We start from the raw sequence: 19,104 nt of genomic DNA on the forward strand, positions 1-19,104 counted from the left end.
TGCTTCGTTGACTGTTAGCGCTTCCATGACTTGGATTGTCTCGGATATTTGCATGTCGTCTTTCTCGAATTCCGGGGATCAACCATTAGGCGCCGCGTACGGATAAGGGTTCCATACCACGTGACTCGCCACTGGATCGTTTGGCGTCGTGCCAGGTCTACAGTCAGGATCGGGGGCATCGCGAGCCCAAAGGCGAAATCATGACGACGCACAGACTTACCATCAACGATGTTCAGTTGAACGTTTCAATCAGCGGGCAAGGCTCGCCGCTGCTCTTGCTCAACGGTTTGGGTGGCTTGATTCGAACCTTCGATTCCCTGCGTGATGAATTGGCGGACTACACGACCATTACGCTGGACGTGCCAGGCGTCGGTAAATCGCAAATGCCCCGCTGGCCGATGCGTCTGCCGCGCCACGCCGACTTGATCGCCGAAATGCTCAAGCAGTTGGGTATCGAACAGGTCGATCTGTTCGGCGTGAGTTGGGGCGGTGCCTTGGCGCAAGAGTTCGCCCTGCGTTACCCGGGCATGGTACGCCGGCTGATCCTGGCGGCGACTTCGGCTGGCCCGGCGTTGCTGGTGAAGCCTGCCGACATCGTGGATTTTTTTGGCAGGAGCAAAAAGGCCAAACCATGCAAACAAGCAGTCCCGCGCAATTCGATACAGACGCTGCTGCGCTTCGGTCTGGTTAACGGCATGCTCACGGTCAACCCGCGAACCTATTACCACCAGCTCACCGCCCTGGTCGGCTGGACAAGCCTGTTGAGGTTGTTCCGTCTGCGTCAGCGCACGCTGATTCTCACTGGCGAACGCGACACTCTGGTGCGGCTATACAACGCGCATATCCTGTGCCGCACCATTCGCTACGCCGAACTGCACGTCCTCACTGGGGAGGGGCATTTTTTCGTGGTCACCAGTGCCAGGCGAACCGCCGAAGCGATACGCGAATTCCTCTGCGAGCAGCACGGTGATGAAGAACCAGGTCACTTGGCGACTACGATCTAGAAACTCCCGGCACATCCATGTTTATTTTTCGCCAGGCCGCTTCGGAAAAGCTGTAGGCCGAAAAGGCAATCAACCCCAGCGCCATCACCATCAGAATCAAGGCGCCGGCTGGCAGGTTCTGGAGAGCATCAAGGGCTTCCTTCAAGCCTGGGGGATTCGTGGCTTTAAACCGGGAACCGCTCATCGCCAGAAGCAGGGCTATCTCGATAAACACCACGCCTCGGGCTATGAGTCCAAATCGAGACACCGGGCGTATGTAACGCATTACATCTTCGTCAGCCTCAAAGTACTTCTCGAAGGTCGCCTTCCATCCCTTGATGATGTGAGCAATGCCGACACCCAACGGGACGAGCGCAACGAGGTAGACCAGCACGTTCGAGTGATCCCAGGACAGAAGATGCGCCAGTAAATCCTTTGTGCCCTCACCTCCGGAACTGCCTGAACTCCGAAGGCCAGTGATGAGCAGGCCCAATGCAAAAAATGCCAGGGCACCGTTAACCAGACCTCCCGCCAACAGACCTGCACGAATCACCCAACCCTTGAGTTGCGTACCGTGATGATCGACGTCGCGAATCGCTTGCAGAACTCGCCACCCGGCGAAGGCCAGCAAACCGGCCACGACTAGACCGACCAGGACATATCCGAATGGCTGGCTTAACAGCGCCTCCAGGCTTTTGTGACTGTCTTTTGGTTTTGTCGAGTCATGAGCCGCCAACAGAGCGAAGATGCCAATGATCAGGTAAAGAACACCTCGGGCGGCATATCCGCCCCGAGCGAGTAAGACAAGTGTGTGTTGAGCGAGCATTGAATTATTTCCGATGAGTTATATAAGAGCAGACCCATCGCTTGGAGAGGGGTTCGATAAACCGATTTGTTTGAACGATGTTGAAGTGGCGGTAATCGATTGAACTAAGGAGAAAGACAACCCGGTTACTGAGCGAGGCCAATCACATGCCCCCTGTCTACGTCGGTTGTGCCGGCTGGAGCTTGCCTCGCGAGCATTGGCCGCTGTTCTCGGCTGACGGTACTCACCTGCAGCGATACGCATCGCAACTGACGGCGGTCGAAATCAACAGTTCGTTTTACCGCCCGCATCGACCTCAAACCTATGCACGCTGGGCCGAGTCAGTCCCGGCGACGTTCCGGTTTTCGGTCAAAATGCCAAAACTCATTACCCATGTTCAGCGCTTGCAGGACTGCGAGTCGTTGCTGGAGGAATTCCTGTCCCAATGCACTGCCCTCGGGGCGTCGCTGGGCTGTTTGCTGGTGCAGTTGCCGCCGTCGCTGGCCTATGACGAAGCCGTTGCCGGCGCATTCTTTAGCGCGTTGCGCCAGCGTTACGCTGGCTTGGTGGTGCTTGAGCCCCGGCACGACAGTTGGCTGAACGCCCACGCTCTGATGGTCGAACAGCGCATTGGACGCGTGGCGGCTGATCCATCGCCCATCCCGGGTGGCGACGCGCCGGGTGGCTGGCCGGGGATTCAGTACTGGCGCTGGCACGGTTCCCCGCGCATTTATCACAGCAACTATGAACGCGACCGGCTGGAAAATCTGGCGCAGCACATGCGCCAGGCGGCGAAAGCCGGGAGCGTGATCTGGTGCATCTTTGATAACACCGCTAGCGGTTTTGCAGTGAGTAATGCCATGACCTTGCGTGCCATGCTGGCCGACCCCGACCGCAGGTCGTAAAGAAACAGTCGTTTGGAAATCGCCTTCATTAACCCGTTCGCCCGGCCGATAACCTGTTCAGAGAAACCATCCACGCATGGTTTTACCCAACTGATCAGGAATGCACAAAGTGTCGATAAAATTACGCTTGATTTTGCTGATTGGCACCGGCCTGCTCACGGCCTTGATCATGAGCCTGGTCGGATACCTGGGTAATACACACATGGCGGGGGCGGTGAACGAAAACGAGGTCAGCATGGCCGCGCTGCGCAACCACCTTGAGGCCGACATGATGCATGACGCCCTGCGCGCCGACGTCTTGTCCGCGATGCTGGTGGGGTTGGGCAAAAGCACCAGCAGCAAAGCCGAGGTGCGCAGTTCCATCGACGAACATGCCGCGCGTTTTCATGAGGTGTTGGGCAATAACCTCAAGCTGCCGGTCAACGACACCATCAAAACGGGCCTGAACAAGGTCAAGCCCAGCCTCGATACCTACATCAGTGCGGCTGAACGCATTGTCGGGCTGGCGCTGGAAAATCCCGACGCAGCGCAAAAAGACCTGGGCACCTTCAACGCGGCGTTCAGCCAGCTCGAGGGGCAGATGGCCGCCCTCAGCGAGTTGATTGAAACCGATACCCAGCAGACCAGTGTCGGCACACAGCAAGCCATCAGCAACGCCAACATGGCCCTGGGTGGCGTACTCATCGCCAGTCTGTTGCTGCTGCTTGCCCAGGGACGCTGGGTGATGTTGAGCATCATGGGCCCGCTGCAATCGGCCAGTCGTATCGCCGACAGCATCGCCAGGGGCAATTTGAGTGAGCCGATTGTCGAGCCCACCGCAAATGACGAAGCCAGCACATTGATCCGCAGCCTGGCGACCATGCAGCGCGACCTGCGCGGCATGATCGAGGTGGTTCGCAGCAACGCTCACGGCGTGAGCGGCATGAGCGAGCGTCTGAGCAGTGGTTGTCACGAAGTGGCCGGCAGCAGTCAGCAGCAGAGCAGTGCCGCCAGCACCATGGCCGCAGCAGCCAGCGAGATGACCGCGAGTATCGAGGAAATCACCCGGCACGCCGAGCGCGCGCTGAACATGGCCAATCAAGCGGAAACACTGGCCAAGGATGGCGGCCGGGTGATCCATCAGGTGGTCAATGATATGGATGGCATCGCGCGTTCGGCGCAGCAGTCCGCTCAGGTCATTCGCACGCTGGACAAAGAGTCCGAAGGGATTTTCAGCATCATTCAGGTGATCAAGGGCATTGCCGATCAAACCAACCTGCTGGCACTGAACGCTGCCATTGAGGCCGCGCGCGCCGGTGAGCAGGGGCGCGGGTTTGCCGTGGTGGCCGACGAAGTCCGCAGCCTCGCGGGTCGCACCAGCGCCTCCACCCAGCAAATCGCCGACATGGTTGCGCGTATTCAGCAAAGCACTCGTGAAGCCGTCAGCAGCATGGAGGCCGGCGTTGCACAGGTCGACAAAGGCATGGCCGTCACCGCCGAGGTCGAGCGGGCGATCCGGGAAATTCTCGACGCCACGCTGAACACCACTCAACTGGTCAACGACATCAGCCGCACGATTGGCGAGCAAAGCCTGGCCAGCAACGAAATTGCCCATCAGGTGGAAATGATCGCCGGCATGTCTGAAGACAACAGTCGAGTCATCGGCCAGACCGCCACGACGACCGATGAACTGGCCACGTTGGCAGGCAAGCTGTCGCAGTCGGTGGATCGGTTCAGGCTTTGAGCTGGCGGCTACACATGAGGGAGGGTTGAGAGCAAAAAAACTAAACAATGTTTTTATATGCTCAAAAAAACATTTACAAGCAATCAGCATGCTGTGAATATGTCCGTGCGAATTTAAAAAAACAAAATCGCATGCGGCGCTGATCAAGGTCAGGCCATAACAAAAACGACATAAACACAGGCTTGAAGCCGGCTCTGCCCCTGGCCGGACTTTTCAGCGAAGGAGAACCTCTCCCGTGCATCGCATATTGAACAAATCTCTCTGCGTCACCCTGCAAGCCCTCGGCGTGGTCGCCCTCGGTGCTGCGTTTGCGCAGGCTCAGGCCAACACCACCTTGCGAGTCGGCCTCAACGCCGACATCCGCAGCACCGAGCCGGGCGTCAACCGTGACGAAAATACCGACACGGTCATGCTGCACATTGTCGAAGGTCTGGTGGCCCATCGCGAAGACGCGTCCGTCGGCCCCTTGCTGGCTCGGGAGGTTCAGGTCTCCGATGACGGCCTGACCTACACCTTCAAACTGCGCGAAGGGGTGCACTTTCATAACGGCGCCACGCTGAGTGCTGCCGACGTCAAGTGGACCTGGGAGCACTACCTCAACCCCAAGACCCAGTGGCGCTGCCTGGCGGAATTCGATGGGCGAGGCGGGGCGAAAATCACCAGCATTGCCACGCCCGATCCACTCACCGTGGTGTTCCAGCTTGACCAGCCAAGCGGGCTGTTTCTCGCGTCCATGGCGCGGCCGGATTGCGGCGGTGGCGGCATTCTGCACCCGGATTCAGTGGCAGCAGACGGCAAATGGAAGGCGCCCATCGGCACCGGTCCTTTTACCCTGGCGGACTGGAAACCGGGCCAGTCTGTGGAGTTGGCGCGTTTCAAGGATTACAGCGCCCGTGACGATGCCGGGCCGGACGGATTTACCGGCAAGAAGCAGGCGTTGGTCGACGTGCTGCGCTTCATGATCATTCCCGATGCTTCGTCGGCCAAGGCCGCCTTGCTCTCGAACAACATCGACTTGCTGCCCGACGTGACCGCCAGCGATGCCCAGGAGCTCAAGACACTGCCGGGGATTCAGGTCTCCGTCAGCCCGATCATGGCGATCTGCGGCCTGCTGTTCCAGACCAATGACCCGTTGCTCAAGGATGTGCGCATCCGTCAGGCGATTGCCCATTCCCTGGACTACGGACAAATGGTCACTGCCTTGTCCAACGGGCTGTCCGAGCCCAACAACTCGGCCGTTCCGCAGACCAGTGCCTTCTATAGCGCCGCCGCCAGGCAGGGCTATAAATACGATCCGCAGGAAGCTCAACGCCTGTTGAAAGAGGCGGGCTATCACGGTCAGCCGATCAAGATGATCGTCAACAAACGCTATCAGCAGATGTTCGACATGGGTGTACTGAGCCAGGCCATGGCGCAGGGCAGTGGCTTGAATATCGAGATGGAAACCCTGGAGTGGGGCACCCAGCTGGAGCGTTACCAGAGCGGTAACTACCAGATGATGTCGTTCTCCTATTCGTCCCGGCTGGACCCGGCACTGGGCTTCGATTCGCTGATGGGCGACAAGAGCAAGGAGCCGCGCAAGGTCTGGGACAACCCGCAAGCCCAGGCGCTGTTGCGTGATGCCGTGCGCCAGAGCGACACGGGTAAACGCCAGGCGTTGTTCGATCAGCTGCACAAGATGATGATTCAAGACACGCCGATGGTGATCATTTACAACGGCACCATCATTGGCGCGCTACGGGACAGCGTCCGTGGCTATCACTCCTGGCCGGTGGCCAAGCCTCGTCTGTGGGGCGTCAGCCTCGCGGCACAGTAAGGCGGAGTCTGATCATGTTGCGTTTTATCCTGCAAAAACTCGGGATGGCGATACCGACCCTGTTACTGATCTCGGTGATGGTGTTCGCATTGATTCGCCTCATCCCCGGTGACCCGGCACTGTTGATGCTCGGCGACATGGCCGACCCGCAGAGCCTGGCCGACATGCGCCAGAACCTGGGGCTGGATCACACGTTGGTGACCCAGTTTCTGATCTGGATCAAAGCCGTCCTCAGCGGCGACCTGGGGTTTTCCATCAGCACCAAACAAGCGGTATTGCCGCTGATTGTCGAGCGCTTCAGCGTCAGCGCCATCATCGTTCTGGTGTCTGTACTTCTGGCCACCCTGATCGCGGTGCCGGTCGGGCTGATCGCAGCGTGGAAGCAGAACAGCGCGCTGGACCTGGGGCTGGTCACCACGGCCACGCTGCTGCTGTCGATTCCCAGCTTCTGGCTCGGCTTGCTGTTGCTGCACGCCTTCGGCATCAAGCTCGGCTGGTTGCCGGTGGTGGGGTACGTCAGCTTTGCCGAAGCGCCCTGGAAAGCGATGAGTTACCTGGTGCTGCCGGTGGTCACCCTGACACTGGTCGAGCTGGGCGCGATCACTCGCATGGCCCGGGCCAGTACCATTGAAGTACTGCGCCTTGAGTACATTGCCCATGCCCGCGCCAAAGGCCTGTCCGAGCGTGCAGTGCTGTGGCGGCACGCCTTGCCTAATGCGTTTGCGCCGACCTGGACGCTGGTCGGGCTGATCCTGGGCAACCTTCTGGGCGGCATTGCAGTACTCGAAACCGTGTTCACGTTGCCGGGCATCGGCCGGCTGATGGTGGACGCGATTTTCGCCCGCGATTATCCGGTGCTGCAGGGCTGTCTGTTGCTGATCACCTTCATCTATGTGCTGGTCAACCTTTGTGTGGATCTGCTCTACCCGCTGTTCGATCCAAGGGTGAAGTTATGAGTTCGAATCTTCCCGTGGCACCCGCTGCCGGCGCCATGAAGACGCCCACAAAACCCCCGCGCGCCTGGCCACCAGCCAACGCGCTGATCGGTGGCAGCCTGCTGCTGATACTGATCTTCCTGGCTTTGCTGGGGCTGGTCTGGACGCCGTTCGATCCGCTGCGCATCGACCTGTTGTCGCGGTTCCAGGCGCCATCGGCCCTGCATTGGCTGGGTACCGATGAGTTCGGTCGCGACGTGTTCAGCCGGTTGCTGATCGGCGCCCGTACGAGCCTGTGGATCAGCTTGCTGACGGTCAGTGTTGCGGTCTTCGCCGGAACACTGATCGGCATGCTCGCCGGTTACCTGCGTGGCTGGACCGACCGCTTGCTGATGATGTTCAACGATGCGCTGCTGGCGTTTCCGGGCATCCTCATGGCGCTGGGCATCATGGCAATCATCGGTGCCAGCAAGTACGGCATCGTTCTGGCGCTGGGCATTGCCTACACGCCATCCGTGGTGCGGGTGGTGCGGGGCACGGTGCTGTCGCTGCGCGAGCTGGAATACATCGAAGCATCGCGCGTGATCGGCAACTCCGAGCTGTACACCATGCTGCGCCATATTGCGCCTAACTGCCTGGCGCCGCTGTGCGTGCTGGCGACCAGCATGTTCGGTTGGGCGCTGCTCTCGGAAAGCGCCTTGAGCTTCCTCGGGCTGGGCGTTCCACCACCGGCTGCGACCTGGGGCAACATGCTCGCCAGCAGTCGGCCGTACATCGCCTCGGCGCCTTGGCTGGGAATCTTCCCGGGGCTGTTCATCTGCCTGGCACTGTTGGCAATCAATCTGTTCGGCGATGCCCTGCGTGATCGTCTCGACCCCCGGATGAGGAAATGAGCATGTCAGCCGACAACGTTTTGCTGAACGTGGAAAACCTGAAAATTCGCGTGGGTGAGCATGGCACGCTGGCAGTTGACGACCTCAGCTTCAGCGTCGCACCGGGGGAGATTGTTGCCTTGGTTGGCGAGTCGGGCAGCGGCAAGACCATGGCTGCCCGGGCAGCGATCGGCCTGCTGCCCCAGCCGATGCAAGTCTGTGGCGGACGTCTGGATTTCCAGGGCCGCGATCTGGTCAACCTCGACACCGCGCAGCTTCGGGCCATTCGTGGGGCGAGTATCGGCATGGTGTTTCAGGAACCGATGGTGTCGCTCAATCCGGCCTTGAAGATCGGTCAGCAGATGAGTGAAGCCCTGCAGTTACACACCGATCTGAATGCCGCACAGATCCGCGAGCGCTGCGTGACGATGCTGCAACGCATCGGTATCAAAGACGCCGAACGTTGCCTGGAATCGTATCCGCATCAGTTCTCCGGCGGCATGCGCCAACGGATCATGCTGGCCTCGGTGATGCTGTTGCGTCCGGCCCTGTTGATTGCCGACGAGCCAACCACCGCATTGGACTGCCTGGCACAGCTGGACGTGATCGAGCTGATGCTCGAACTGACCCGGGAGCAAGGCACGGCGATCCTGTTCATCAGCCACGATCTGTCGCTGGTGGCGCGCTATGCCCACAAAGTGGTGGTGATGCGCCACGGCAAATCGGTAGAGCAAGGCACCATCCAGGACATCCTGCTGGCCCCCAAGGCCGAGTACACCCGACAGTTGCTGGAAGCGTTGCCCAGACGTGGTGAATTGGCGCCGCTTCCGGCCAGTAACGGGCCGTTGGTGGAAGTCGATCAGGTCTGTATCGAACATCCCGGACCCACCTCGTTCTGGGGTAAACGCCACTACAAGCGCGTTGTGCACTCGGCCAGTCTGGCCATTGCACCGGGCGAAACCCTGGCACTGGTGGGCGGCAGCGGGTCGGGAAAAACCACCCTTGGCCGATCGTTGGTAGGCTTGATCAAGCCCTGTTCCGGTGCAATACGCTTCAAGGGCGTGGACATCCTCAAAGCCGCCAATCGCACCCATCGATTGCAGTGTCAGATGATCTTTCAGGACCCTTATTCATCCCTCAATCCGCGGATGAAAATCGGTGAGATCCTGGCAGAGCCGTTGCGCCATGAGCCGGGGCTGAATGCGGATCAGCGGCGAGAACGTGTGGCGCAAACCCTGCGAGATGTCGGGCTGGCCGAGCAGTTTGTCGACCGGTTTGCGCACCAGCTCTCCGGGGGGCAACGCCAGCGTGTTGCGATTGGCCGGGCGCTGGTTCGCCACCCGCAACTGGTGATCGCTGACGAGCCGATTTCCGCCCTGGACATGACGATCCAGAAGCAGATTCTCGAGCTGTTCGAGCGCTTGCAGGCGCAGTACGGTTTTGCCTGTCTGTTCATTTCCCATGACCTGGCGGCCGTTGAACGCATTGCTCACCGCGTAGCCGTCATGCACCAGGGCGAAGTGGTGGAGGTGGGAGGGCGCGAGCAGATCTTCGACCGTCCGCAGCACCCGTATACGCGCCAGTTGCTCGCGGCGGCCAGCCCGTTGGAAAAACTCGTTGACGGCGGTTATCGAATACGACCTGCCAGCTTTTGATTTAACACCCTGACTGCACCCCGCGCGCCAGCCTCGACACTGGCGCGATGGGCGAAGTCATGCCTGAAAAAACAATAAGACCGACTCGACAATCACGACTGCCAGGAGCCAAGACAATGAATAACAACAACTTCAACCTGATTTTGAAGAGCGTGGGCCTGATGGGGGGCGGCCTCATGTGTGTGCCGGCCCAGGCCGATTTCATCAAGGAGAGCAAGGCTGATCTGGACCTGAAAAATTACTACTTCAATCGCGACTACCGTGAAGACGCCGGGCAATCGAAACGCGAGGAGTGGGCCCAGGGGTTCATCCTCAATCTGAAGTCGGGTTTCACCGAAGGCACCGTCGGCTTTGGGGTCGACGCGGTCGGCATGCTTGGCGTTAAACTCGACTCCAGCCCCGACCGCTCCGGTTCCGGCCTGCTGTCGCGAGACAACGAGCCAGAGCCCGGTCAACCGAGCTACGTTAAACGCGCCCACGATGAATACTCCAAGCTGGGTGTGACCGGGAAGATGCGCTTTGCCAAGAGCGAACTGCGCAGCGGTTACTTGCTGCCGGACCTGCCGACCTTGCAGCCCAACACCAGCCGATTGTTCCCGCAGACATTTCGCGGAACTCAGGTGACATCCGCCGACATCACCGGCCTGAACCTGAACGGTGGCCAGATTGACCGGACGAAGCAGCGCGAATCGACCGATTACCAAGACATGGGGCTGACCAGTCAAAGCGGCGCTTACAAGAGCTCGGCGAAAAGTGATCAGTTCCGCTTCATGGGGGGGGATTACAAGGTCAATCCGAACCTGACGCTGACGTATCACTTCGCTCAACTGGAAGACATCTACCAGCAGCATTACGTGGGGTTGAAGAACAGCTTTGCGCTGGGCGGCGGCACGTTGAAAACCGATATCCGTTACTTCGATGCGGACAAGGCGGGTGCGGGCCTGGCAGGCAAGGTCGATAACCGCGCGCTGAGTACGCGGGTGGCCTATAGCTACAAAGGACACAGCCTGGGCGGCGGTTATCAGGAACAGTTCGGTGATACGCCGTTCACCTATGTGGATGGCACTAATACCTATCTCTTTTCCGAGTATCAGCTGAGTAACTTCTCGCAGACCAATGAGCGGGTCTGGCATGCGCGTTACGACTTTGATTTTGCGGCTTTGGGTGTTCCGGGGCTGACGTTTTCGACGCGTTGGGCCAAGGGCGATCAGGCCCAGGTGTTGGGCTTTGCGGGGGAGGGGCGTGAGTGGGAGCGCGATATCGACCTGGGTTACGTGTTCCAGTCCGGGGCGCTCAAAGGGGTTTCTTTGCGGTGGCGCAATGGGTTGAGCAAGGCCAATTACCTGCGTGACATGAATGAAAACCGGCTGATCGTCGGTTACACCGTGGCGCTCTGGTAATGAGTGCGCTGTTGCTATGGCGGGTTGATAGGCAGCCACGGTTTGTCGGGCACACTCCGATCAACTGTGGGAGCTGGCTTGCTCGCGATGGCGGCCTGGCAGCCGCTGCATCCCTCAAAGATGTTCCGCATTCAAACTGTGGGAGCTGGCTTGCCAGCGATGGCGGTCTGGCAGCCGCCGCATCTCTCAAAGATGTTTCGCATTCAAACTGTAGGAGCGAGCTTGCTCGCGATGGCGGCCTGGCAGCCGCCGCATCTCTCAAGGATGTTCCGCATTTAAACTGTAGGAGCGAGCCTGCTCGCGATAGCGGCCTGGCAGCTGACAAATTTTTAGCTGGTGTACATATCCGTTTCTGCGGTAACGGCCTCCTATGGTTTCGCTCTTACAGCGAGTCACTTTTGGCAAACGCCGGAATGCCGGCCCAGCCCAAAGTAACCAAAAGGTCTTGCCCCACCATACGGCCCCTCGCTGGGGCTCGGTGTTCCCTCACTCCGGCATTGCTCCGGGGGCACGCCGCGATCGGCCATCCATGGCCGTGCGCGGCTAGCTCGGCATCCTTGCCGAGCTGCCCCCTGCGCAACGCCTGCGTTCGGCCTGCTGGAATGGGGCAGGTAGATCAAGAGCAAAAGCCAAAGCAACAGCAACAGCTTCGCGAGCAAGTCGACCTGTCGCACCGCTGCTCCCACTCGGGTTCGCGTGCGTTAAGCCTTGTTGCGCGCAACACCCATCTTGCTGGCCACTTCCAGATGTCGGTGCAGCAGGGTGGACGCCCATTCGTTATCCCCTTGCTCCAGGGCATCGAGGATCGCCAGGTGCTCGCGGCACGAGACCTTGACCCGTTCGACGTTGCTCGCCGAATGAAACTCGGTCAGACGCCGCAACCGGTTCTGTTGCTGGATCGCCTGCAGGATGTAGGTATTGCCGGACGCTGCCGCCAACAGCTCATGAAACTCGGCGTTGCTTTCAAAAAAACGCTGTCCGTCGACCTGTCCTTCAAGCAACTCGAGCTGGCGTTCGCGGCAGCGCCGGAACTGTTCCGGGTTGATCTTGAAGGTCGGTTCGAGCAAGCCGGAAGGCTCAAGCAGCATGCGAAAACGATAACTCTCGAAGCGGGTCTGCGGGCTGCTCAACGTCGGCAGGAACAACCAGCCATGCCCGTGTCGGCGCTGCATCACGCCCTCATCGGACAGGCGCAGCAAGCAGCGACGCAACACGCTTTTGCCCACGCCATAGCGCCGCAGCAGATCACTTTCGGAGATCTGGTCGGGCAGGACCTGGTTCAGGCGGTCATCGATCAGTCGGGTGTAAAGCTCGTCCTCCTCGTTGTGCAGCTCACTGACCTGCTGCGCAAGACCCGTAGCGGTTTGCAACGGCACGCGAAAGCCCTGTTGGGGCAACGGTTCGATCAGTTGCTGTTCGGCCAGGTACGACAACGCGCTGCGAATCGGCGAGCGGGACACGCCCAGGCGCTGCGTCAGTTCGACTTCCTTGAGATGGGTACCGGGTTGCAGGTCGCCCGACTGAATGGCGGAAAGAATCTGGCCGGCGACTTTGGTCTGCAGCGAGGTGAGTTGAGACATGGCGCGTGGTCGTTCCTGTGACAGGGGAGGGAAGGATACCCGAAAACTGCAAACAGCTTCGATGCGGCCTTAGGCGGAATTATAGGCAGCACAAATACATTTATGCAGCGATCAATAAATCTTTAACTGTATTATTTCGAATATAAAAACATTGCCGGTACATGAGCGGCAATTTTGAGGACGCTTTTTTATGACCTATGTACCCCTGCCCAGGGCCTTGCCTCATGAACGGGGCGTCGACGCCGGCGCCATCGTGGACTTTCTATCAGCGATCACCCGCGCCGACCTCGAAGTGCACAGCTTTATGCTCTACCGCCAAGGTGCGGTGGTGGCAGAGGCGTTCTGGCAGCCGTACTCGGCCCGGCGCATGCACGTGCAGCATTCAGCGACCAAGAGCTGGAGCGCCACTGCCGTCGGCCTGCTGGTCGACGATGGCCGCCTGAAGCTCGAGGACAAGGTAGTCAGTTTCTTCCCTGGATTGTGCCCGGTCGAGGTCAGCGCGAATCTCGCCGCCATGACCGTGGAAGACCTGCTGACCATGCGCACCGGGCACCAACGGGGCATTTCCGGTGGTGCCTGGCGCCACCTGCAAACCAGCTGGGTCGAGGCTTTTTTGCAAGAGCCGGTGGATGAACCGCCTGGCAAATCGTTCATCTACAGCAGCGCCTCGAGCTTCATGTTGTCGGCCATTGTCACCCGCGTGACCGGGCAAACCATGCACGCGCTGTTGCAGGAACGGGTGCTGGATCGACTGGGCCTGGACAAGCTCGAATGGGACCTCGCTCCCGGTGGGTTCAACTCCGGCGGTAACGGCCTGAGCTGTACCACTGAAGACTCGCTGAAGTTTGGTGTTCTGCACCTGAACAAGGGGCTGTGGGAAGGGCGCCAGCTGCTGTCGCCGGAATGGATCGCCAAGGCCACACGCAATCAGGTCGATGATGTCTGGATGGGCGAATTCGACGGCAAGCAGTACCTGCCCCGCAACAAGGATGCTGCCAATGAAGCCAAGCGTGAAGGCTATGGCTATCAATGGTGGATGACCCCGCATGGCGGTTACTACGCTTCGGGCGTTTTCGGTCAGTACTGCATCGTGTTGCCCGAACAGGACACCGTCATCGCATTCACTTGCGGCCTGCGCCTGGGCGAGCGGCGTTTGCACGCGGCCATCTGGGAACGGCTGTTTCCGGGGTTGGGACGTGAGGCAACGGATCCCCAGGCCAGCCAGGCCCAACTCGACGCGCTGATCGATGGCCTGCGTCTGCCCACGCTGCAGGGTGTGAGCGAATCGCCGCACGCCGCCGCACTGCAAGGTCGTTTTAGCATTGAGCCCAACGAGGACGGGGTTCGCGAACTGGCCTTCGATTTTCATGATGATTACTGCGATTTCAGTCTGGTCGACCACCGTGGCACCCACCGCCTGCGCGTCGGTTTGCAGCAGCCGGTCGAGTCCGTCACCAGCCTCACCGGCAATTATCTGCACCACCAATATCAACCGGAACAGACCCCGGTCATCGCTCACGCTCGCTGGACTGACGCGGGCGAATTGCGCATGGACTGGCGGTTTGTCGAAACCGCTTTTGGCGATCACGTCAGCTGCCGCCTGGAAGAGGGCCGCCTGCTGTTCGATCGCGGCGTCAACACCAATGCCGGATCGATGCAGCGCCCGACATTGACCGGTACCCGGATCTGAATTGCCTACGATTCAAGGAGCAAACCTGTGAACTACACCTCGACTTCGGCGCTGTGGGCGCCCTTTACGCCCATGCGTCAATTCAACCGCCAACCGATGCTGTTCGACAGCGCCGAGGGCATGCACTACACCACGACGGACGGCCGCCGGGTGCTGGACGCCATGGCCGGGCTCTGGTGTGTCAACGCCGGTCACGGACAGGCGCGTATTGTGGAAGCGATTCGTGAAGCGGCGGGGCGTCTGGACTTTGTTTCCTCGTTCAAGATGAGTCACCCGGCGGCGCTGGAAATGGCCGATCAATTAGTCGCGAAAGCGCCGGAGGGCCTCGATAAGGTGTTCTTCACCAACTCCGGTTCCGAGGCGGTGGACACCGCGCTGAAGATTGCCCGTGCGTACCATCAGGCTCGCGGCGACTGTCGCCGGACCAAGTTGATCGGCCGCGCCAAGGGGTATCACGGCATGGGCTTTGGTGGTCTGTCGGTTTCCGGGATAGGGCGTCAGAAGCGCGACTTCGGGCCGTTGCTGGGTGATGTCGCACACCTGCCGCTGCCTTACGACGCCAGCCTTCGATTCAGTGCCGGACAGCCTGAGCAAGGCGCGCACTACGCGGACGCCCTGCTGCAGCTGCTGGAGATCCATGACCCGGCCACGGTGGCGGCAGTGATTGTCGAACCGGTCACGGGGTCTGGCGGTGTCTACGCGCCGCCAGTCGGGTACCTGCAAAAGCTGCGCGAAATTTGCGACCGCCATGGTGTGCTGCTGATTTTCGACGAGGTGATTACCGGTTTCGGTCGACTGGGCGACAACTTCGGTGCACAGGTCTTTGGTGTGACGCCGGACTTGATGACCCTGGCGAAGGGCTTGACCAATGGCGCGGTGCCGATGGGCGGCGTGCTGGTGAGCGGTGCGGTGTACAACGCGTTCATGAACGGTCCCGAGCAGGCCATCGAGCTGATGCACGGTTATACCTATTCTGCGCACCCGCTGGCGTGTGCGGCGGGTCTGGCGACCTTGGCGGTGCATGAGGAACTGGGCATCAACGCTCATGTACAACGCATTGCGCCGACCTGGCAGAACACCGCGCTCGCCTTGCGTGAGCAGGGCCTGGTGCTGGACGTTCGCGCCATCGGCATGCTCTGCGCGGTAGAACTCAAGCCGCGTGACCAGGCACCGGGCGCGCGCGCTGCCGAGGTGGCCCAGCGCTGTTTCGATGCGGGTCTGCTCGTTCGTGCCTCGGGCGAAAATATCGTGTTGTCACCGCCGCTGATCGTCACCGAAGAGCAGATTGCCCTGATCTTCGACACCTTGCGCAGCGCCCTCGATCAAACCGCCTGAGGAGCAACGATGAACTACCTGGATTTCTACATCGACGGCGAGTGGGTCAAACCTGAAGGCGCCGCGACCCTGGAGGTGATCGACCCCTCGACCGAGCGGTCCGTCGGCGTTATCAGCCTGGGTTCGCGCGCTGATCTGGACCGCGCCGTGGCCGCCGCCAGACAGGCCTTCGCGGGCTATGCGCAATGGTCCCGTGAGCAGCGGCTGGAGCTGTTGGCGGCAATCATCGAGGGTTATGGAAAACACAGCGAGGCGTTGGCCGAGTGCGTGCACAAGGAGATGGGCGCGCCGCTGTCACTGGCGCGCAGCGCCCATGTCCCGGCGGGTCTGGGGCATCTGCGCCGGGCCTTCGAGGTCCTGCGCACGTATGACTTCGACCGACCCCATGGCACCACCCTGATCAGCCGCGAGCCGATCGGCGTGTGTGGCCTGATCACGCCGTGGAACTGGCCGCTTAACCAACTGACCTGCAAGCTGGCACCTGCGCTGGCGGCTGGCTGCACTTTGGTGCTCAAGCCCAGTGAAAAGGCCCCGCTCTCGGCCATGTTGCTGGCCGATATCCTTCATCAGGCCGGCGTGCCCAAAGGCGTGTTCAATCTGGTCAACGGCGACGGCCCGACCGTGGGTGACGGCATCGCCCGGCACCCTGACATCGACATGGTATCGTTCACCGGGTCCACGGGCGCGGGCATTGCCGTGGCCAAGGCTGCGGCGGATACGGTCAAGCGGGTCTCCCAGGAGCTGGGGGGCAAGTCGGCCAACCTGATTCTGGCCGATGCGGACATTGATTTGGCCGTTCGCCATGGGGTCAGCAGTTGTTTTCGCAACAGTGGGCAATCCTGTAATGCGCCGACCCGATTGTTGATTCCGCGCGCGCTGCAGCAGCAGGCCATCGAGATTGCCAGGCACGTCGCCGCCGAGGTCTGTTTCGATGACAGCCATCCGTCCACGGCCATCGGGCCGCTGGCCAATCAGGCGCAGTTCAAGCGGGTCCAGGCCTTGATCGACGCCGCCCTGCAACAAGGGGCGCACGCCGTGTGTGGCGGTGTTGGCCGCCCCGACGGCGTGTTGCAAGGCTATTACGTCAAGCCGACGGTATTCGCCGATGTCACTGCCGACATGCCGATCGCCCGGGAGGAAGTCTTCGGGCCAGTGCTGGTGATCATCCCGTATGACAGCGAAGACGAAGCGGTGGCCATCGCCAACGACAGCCCTTATGGGCTTTCGGGTTATGTCACTGCGGGTACGCTGGATCGCGCGCGGTCAGTCGCTCGGCGCTTGCGCACCGGAATGGTCCACCTCAATGGCAGTAAAGCCGACAACGGCGCGCCTTTCGGCGGCTACAAGCAATCAGGCAATGGTCGCGAGTGGGGCGTCTACGGGTTGGAGGACTACCTGGAAGTGAAATCGATATTCGGTTATCAGCCGAACGCCTAGGGGACCGAACCTGCTGGCAAAGGCAGCAGTTCGGTCCGTGCGGTACATCAGGTTAGAGGTACTTGTCCGTGACGGCGCCTTCCGAGGCGCTGGACACGGTCTTCGCATACTTGGCCAGCACCCCGCGTTTGTACCTGGATTCCGGCCGCACCCAGCGGGTCTTGCGCTCGGCCAGTTCAGTGTCGGAAACATCGACGGTGATCTGGCGGGTTTCGGCGTCAATGACAATCCTGTCGCCGTCTTCCACCAGCGCAATCGGACCGCCCTCGAACGCTTCAGGGGTGACATGCCCCACCACGAAGCCATGCGACCCTCCCGAAAAACGCCCATCCGTGATCAGTGCAACGTCCTTGCCCAATCCCTTGCCCATGATCGCTGAAGTCGGCGAGAGCATCTCGCGCATCCCCGGTCCGCCCTTGGGCCCTTCATAGCGGATGACGATCACGTCGCCAGCCTTGACTTCGCCGTTGAGAATGCCCGCCAGCGCGCCTTCCTCACCGTGGTAAACCCGCGCCGTGCCTGCAAAGCGCAGGCCTTCCTTGCCGGTGATCTTGGCCACTGCGCCGGTGGGGGCCAGGTTGCCGCGCAGCACCACCAGGTGTGAATCCTTTTTGACCGGCTTATCAAACGGCAGGATCACGTCCTGGCCCGCCGGGTAGTCGGGCACGTTTTGCAGGTTTTCCGCCAGCGTCTTACCGGTGACGGTCAGCGCATCGCCGTGCAACATGCCGGCGTCGAGCATGCGTTTCATCAACGGTTGAATGCCGCCGATCGCCACCAGCTCGCTCATCATGTATTGGCCGCTGGGACGCAGATCGGCCACCACCGGGGAGACCTTGCCCAACTCGACGAAATCATCCAGCGTCAGCTCGACCTCCACGGCATGTGCCATGGCCAACAGATGCAACACGGCATTGGTCGAGCCGGCGAGGGCGATCACCACGCGGATCGCATTTTCAAACGCCTTGCGGGTCATGATGTCCCGCGGTTTGAGGTCCAGCTTGAGCAGCTCCATGACCTGCTGGCCGGCGCGGAAACTGTCCGAGGCCTTGTCGCTGCCGTCCGCGTCCTGGGAACTGGACCCCGGCAAGCTCATGCCCAGCGCCTCGATGGCCGAGGCCATGGTGTTGGCCGTGTACATGCCGCCACAGGAGCCGGGGCCGGGGATGGCCACTTCCTCGATCTGCTTGACCTGAATCTCGTTGATGTCCCCGCGCGCCTGCTGGCCCACAGCCTCGAACACCGAGATGATATCGGTGTGGCCGGCGCCAGGTCGGATGGTGCCGCCGTAGACGAAGATCGACGGGCGATTCAACCGCGCCATGCCGATCAGGCAGCCCGGCATGTTCTTGTCGCAGCCGCCCACGGTGACCAGCCCGTCGAAGCCTTCGCAACCGGCCACCACTTCTATCGAATCAGCGATCACCTCCCGCGACACAAGCGAGTACTTCATGCCTTCGGTGCCATTGGCGATGCCGTCGGAGATAGTGATGGTGTTGAAAATCACGCCCTTGGCGCCGGCGGCATTCGCGCCGCGTTCGGCCTCGAGCGCCAGCTTGTCGATGTGCATGTTGCACGGCGTGACCATTGCCCAGGTCGAGGCAATCCCGATCTGCGGCTTCTTGAAATCGTCGTCGGTAAAACCTACCGCTCGCAGCATGGCGCGCCCGGGCGAGCGCTCTACACCGTCGACCACCTGGGAGGAATATTTGCGCAGATCGACTTCATCGCTCATCACGAGTCCTCATGGGTTCAATCGGAAAACGCTGAGTATAGTCGCCCGCCACACCCAGACCTGGCGGCGCCGGGGCAGTCAGCGCAAGGATTAACACGTCGCGAACAGACGCGCGGGTTCGCCCTGACGTGATATTCTTCGCATCAACTTGGTTTGACCTATTCAGTTTGCGTGTCCTCGAGACGCGCCAACAGAATCACTGTCGCTCAAGTAGCTGAAGCCAATAAAGATAA

14 protein-coding genes and 1 pseudogene are annotated in these 19,104 nt (G+C 60.5%); 12 read left to right on the top strand and 3 right to left on the bottom strand.

The window, feature by feature from the left end; translation table 11 throughout:
* Positions 1 to 200 precede the first annotated feature (200 nt).
* Complete coding sequence (locus tag ACA063_RS11620) at positions 201 to 1,004, top strand: alpha/beta fold hydrolase (protein WP_497665971.1); 804 nt, start codon at positions 201 to 203, stop codon at positions 1,002 to 1,004.
* On the opposite strand, the gene ACA063_RS11625 is transcribed toward ACA063_RS11620, so the two are convergent.
* On the bottom strand, positions 994 to 1,809 hold the full coding sequence (locus tag ACA063_RS11625) for a DUF1206 domain-containing protein (protein WP_497665972.1): 816 nt from the start codon (positions 1,807 to 1,809) through the stop codon (positions 994 to 996). The genes ACA063_RS11620 and ACA063_RS11625 overlap by 11 nt on opposite strands.
* Before the next feature lie 146 nt (positions 1,810 to 1,955).
* On the opposite strand from ACA063_RS11625, the gene ACA063_RS11630 reads away from it, so the two are divergent.
* The 8 genes and pseudogenes from ACA063_RS11630 (at position 1,956) to ACA063_RS11665 (ending at position 11,094) form a co-directional block, all read left to right on the top strand.
* The gene (locus ACA063_RS11630; protein WP_497665973.1) at positions 1,956 to 2,693 is read left to right on the top strand and encodes a DUF72 domain-containing protein; all 738 of its coding nucleotides are present in this window, start codon (positions 1,956 to 1,958) and stop codon (positions 2,691 to 2,693) included.
* A gap of 100 nt (positions 2,694 to 2,793) precedes the next feature.
* Positions 2,794 to 3,558: pseudogene (locus ACA063_RS11635) on the top strand (MCP four helix bundle domain-containing protein); the annotation flags it as partial.
* Between the two features lie 132 nt (positions 3,559 to 3,690).
* Positions 3,691 to 4,416, top strand: coding sequence for a methyl-accepting chemotaxis protein (locus ACA063_RS11640; protein ID WP_497666508.1), 726 nt, complete (start codon positions 3,691 to 3,693; stop codon positions 4,414 to 4,416).
* A 247-nt stretch (positions 4,417 to 4,663) separates the two neighbouring features.
* Positions 4,664 to 6,232, top strand: a complete 1,569-nt coding sequence (locus ACA063_RS11645; RefSeq protein ID WP_497666509.1) for an ABC transporter substrate-binding protein — start codon at positions 4,664 to 4,666, stop codon at positions 6,230 to 6,232.
* Positions 6,233 to 6,246: 14 nt separating this feature from the next.
* Positions 6,247 to 7,188: an ABC transporter permease gene (locus tag ACA063_RS11650; protein ID WP_497665974.1), complete on the top strand. Its 942-nt coding sequence runs from the start codon at positions 6,247 to 6,249 to the stop codon at positions 7,186 to 7,188.
* Positions 7,185 to 8,060: an ABC transporter permease gene (locus ACA063_RS11655; protein ID WP_497665975.1), complete on the top strand. Its 876-nt coding sequence runs from the start codon at positions 7,185 to 7,187 to the stop codon at positions 8,058 to 8,060. The genes ACA063_RS11650 and ACA063_RS11655 overlap by 4 nt, the downstream gene beginning before the upstream one ends.
* Before the next feature lie 2 nt (positions 8,061 to 8,062).
* On the top strand, positions 8,063 to 9,694 hold the full coding sequence (locus ACA063_RS11660) for an ABC transporter ATP-binding protein (protein WP_497665976.1): 1,632 nt from the start codon (positions 8,063 to 8,065) through the stop codon (positions 9,692 to 9,694).
* A 116-nt stretch (positions 9,695 to 9,810) separates the two neighbouring features.
* Positions 9,811 to 11,094 carry an OprD family porin gene (locus ACA063_RS11665; protein ID WP_497665977.1) on the top strand — a complete coding sequence of 428 codons (1,284 nt, stop codon included), beginning with the start codon at positions 9,811 to 9,813 and terminating at the stop codon, positions 11,092 to 11,094.
* A 701-nt stretch (positions 11,095 to 11,795) separates the two neighbouring features.
* Here ACA063_RS11665 and ACA063_RS11670 read toward each other — a convergent pair.
* Complete coding sequence (locus tag ACA063_RS11670) at positions 11,796 to 12,674, bottom strand: GntR family transcriptional regulator (protein WP_497665978.1); 879 nt, start codon at positions 12,672 to 12,674, stop codon at positions 11,796 to 11,798.
* Between the two features lie 190 nt (positions 12,675 to 12,864).
* On the opposite strand from ACA063_RS11670, the gene ACA063_RS11675 reads away from it, so the two are divergent.
* The 3 genes from ACA063_RS11675 to ACA063_RS11685 are packed head-to-tail and all read left to right on the top strand — an operon-like array spanning position 12,865 to position 17,136.
* Positions 12,865 to 14,364 (top strand): serine hydrolase domain-containing protein, encoded by a 1,500-nt coding sequence (locus ACA063_RS11675; protein ID WP_497665979.1) that lies wholly within the window; start codon positions 12,865 to 12,867, stop codon positions 14,362 to 14,364.
* Between the two features lie 27 nt (positions 14,365 to 14,391).
* Positions 14,392 to 15,699 carry an omega-aminotransferase AptA gene (gene aptA, locus ACA063_RS11680; RefSeq protein WP_497665980.1) on the top strand — a complete coding sequence of 436 codons (1,308 nt, stop codon included), beginning with the start codon at positions 14,392 to 14,394 and terminating at the stop codon, positions 15,697 to 15,699.
* Between the two features lie 9 nt (positions 15,700 to 15,708).
* On the top strand, positions 15,709 to 17,136 hold the full coding sequence (locus ACA063_RS11685; protein ID WP_497665981.1) for an aldehyde dehydrogenase family protein: 1,428 nt from the start codon (positions 15,709 to 15,711) through the stop codon (positions 17,134 to 17,136).
* Positions 17,137 to 17,188: 52 nt separating this feature from the next.
* Here the strand turns inward: ACA063_RS11685 and ilvD are convergent, their stop codons facing one another.
* On the bottom strand, positions 17,189 to 18,871 hold the full coding sequence (gene ilvD / locus ACA063_RS11690; RefSeq protein ID WP_497665982.1) for a dihydroxy-acid dehydratase: 1,683 nt from the start codon (positions 18,869 to 18,871) through the stop codon (positions 17,189 to 17,191).
* Positions 18,872 to 19,104: the final 233 nt, after the last annotated feature.

The sequence above is a fragment of the Pseudomonas sp. LBUM1643 genome (assembly GCF_059716215.1).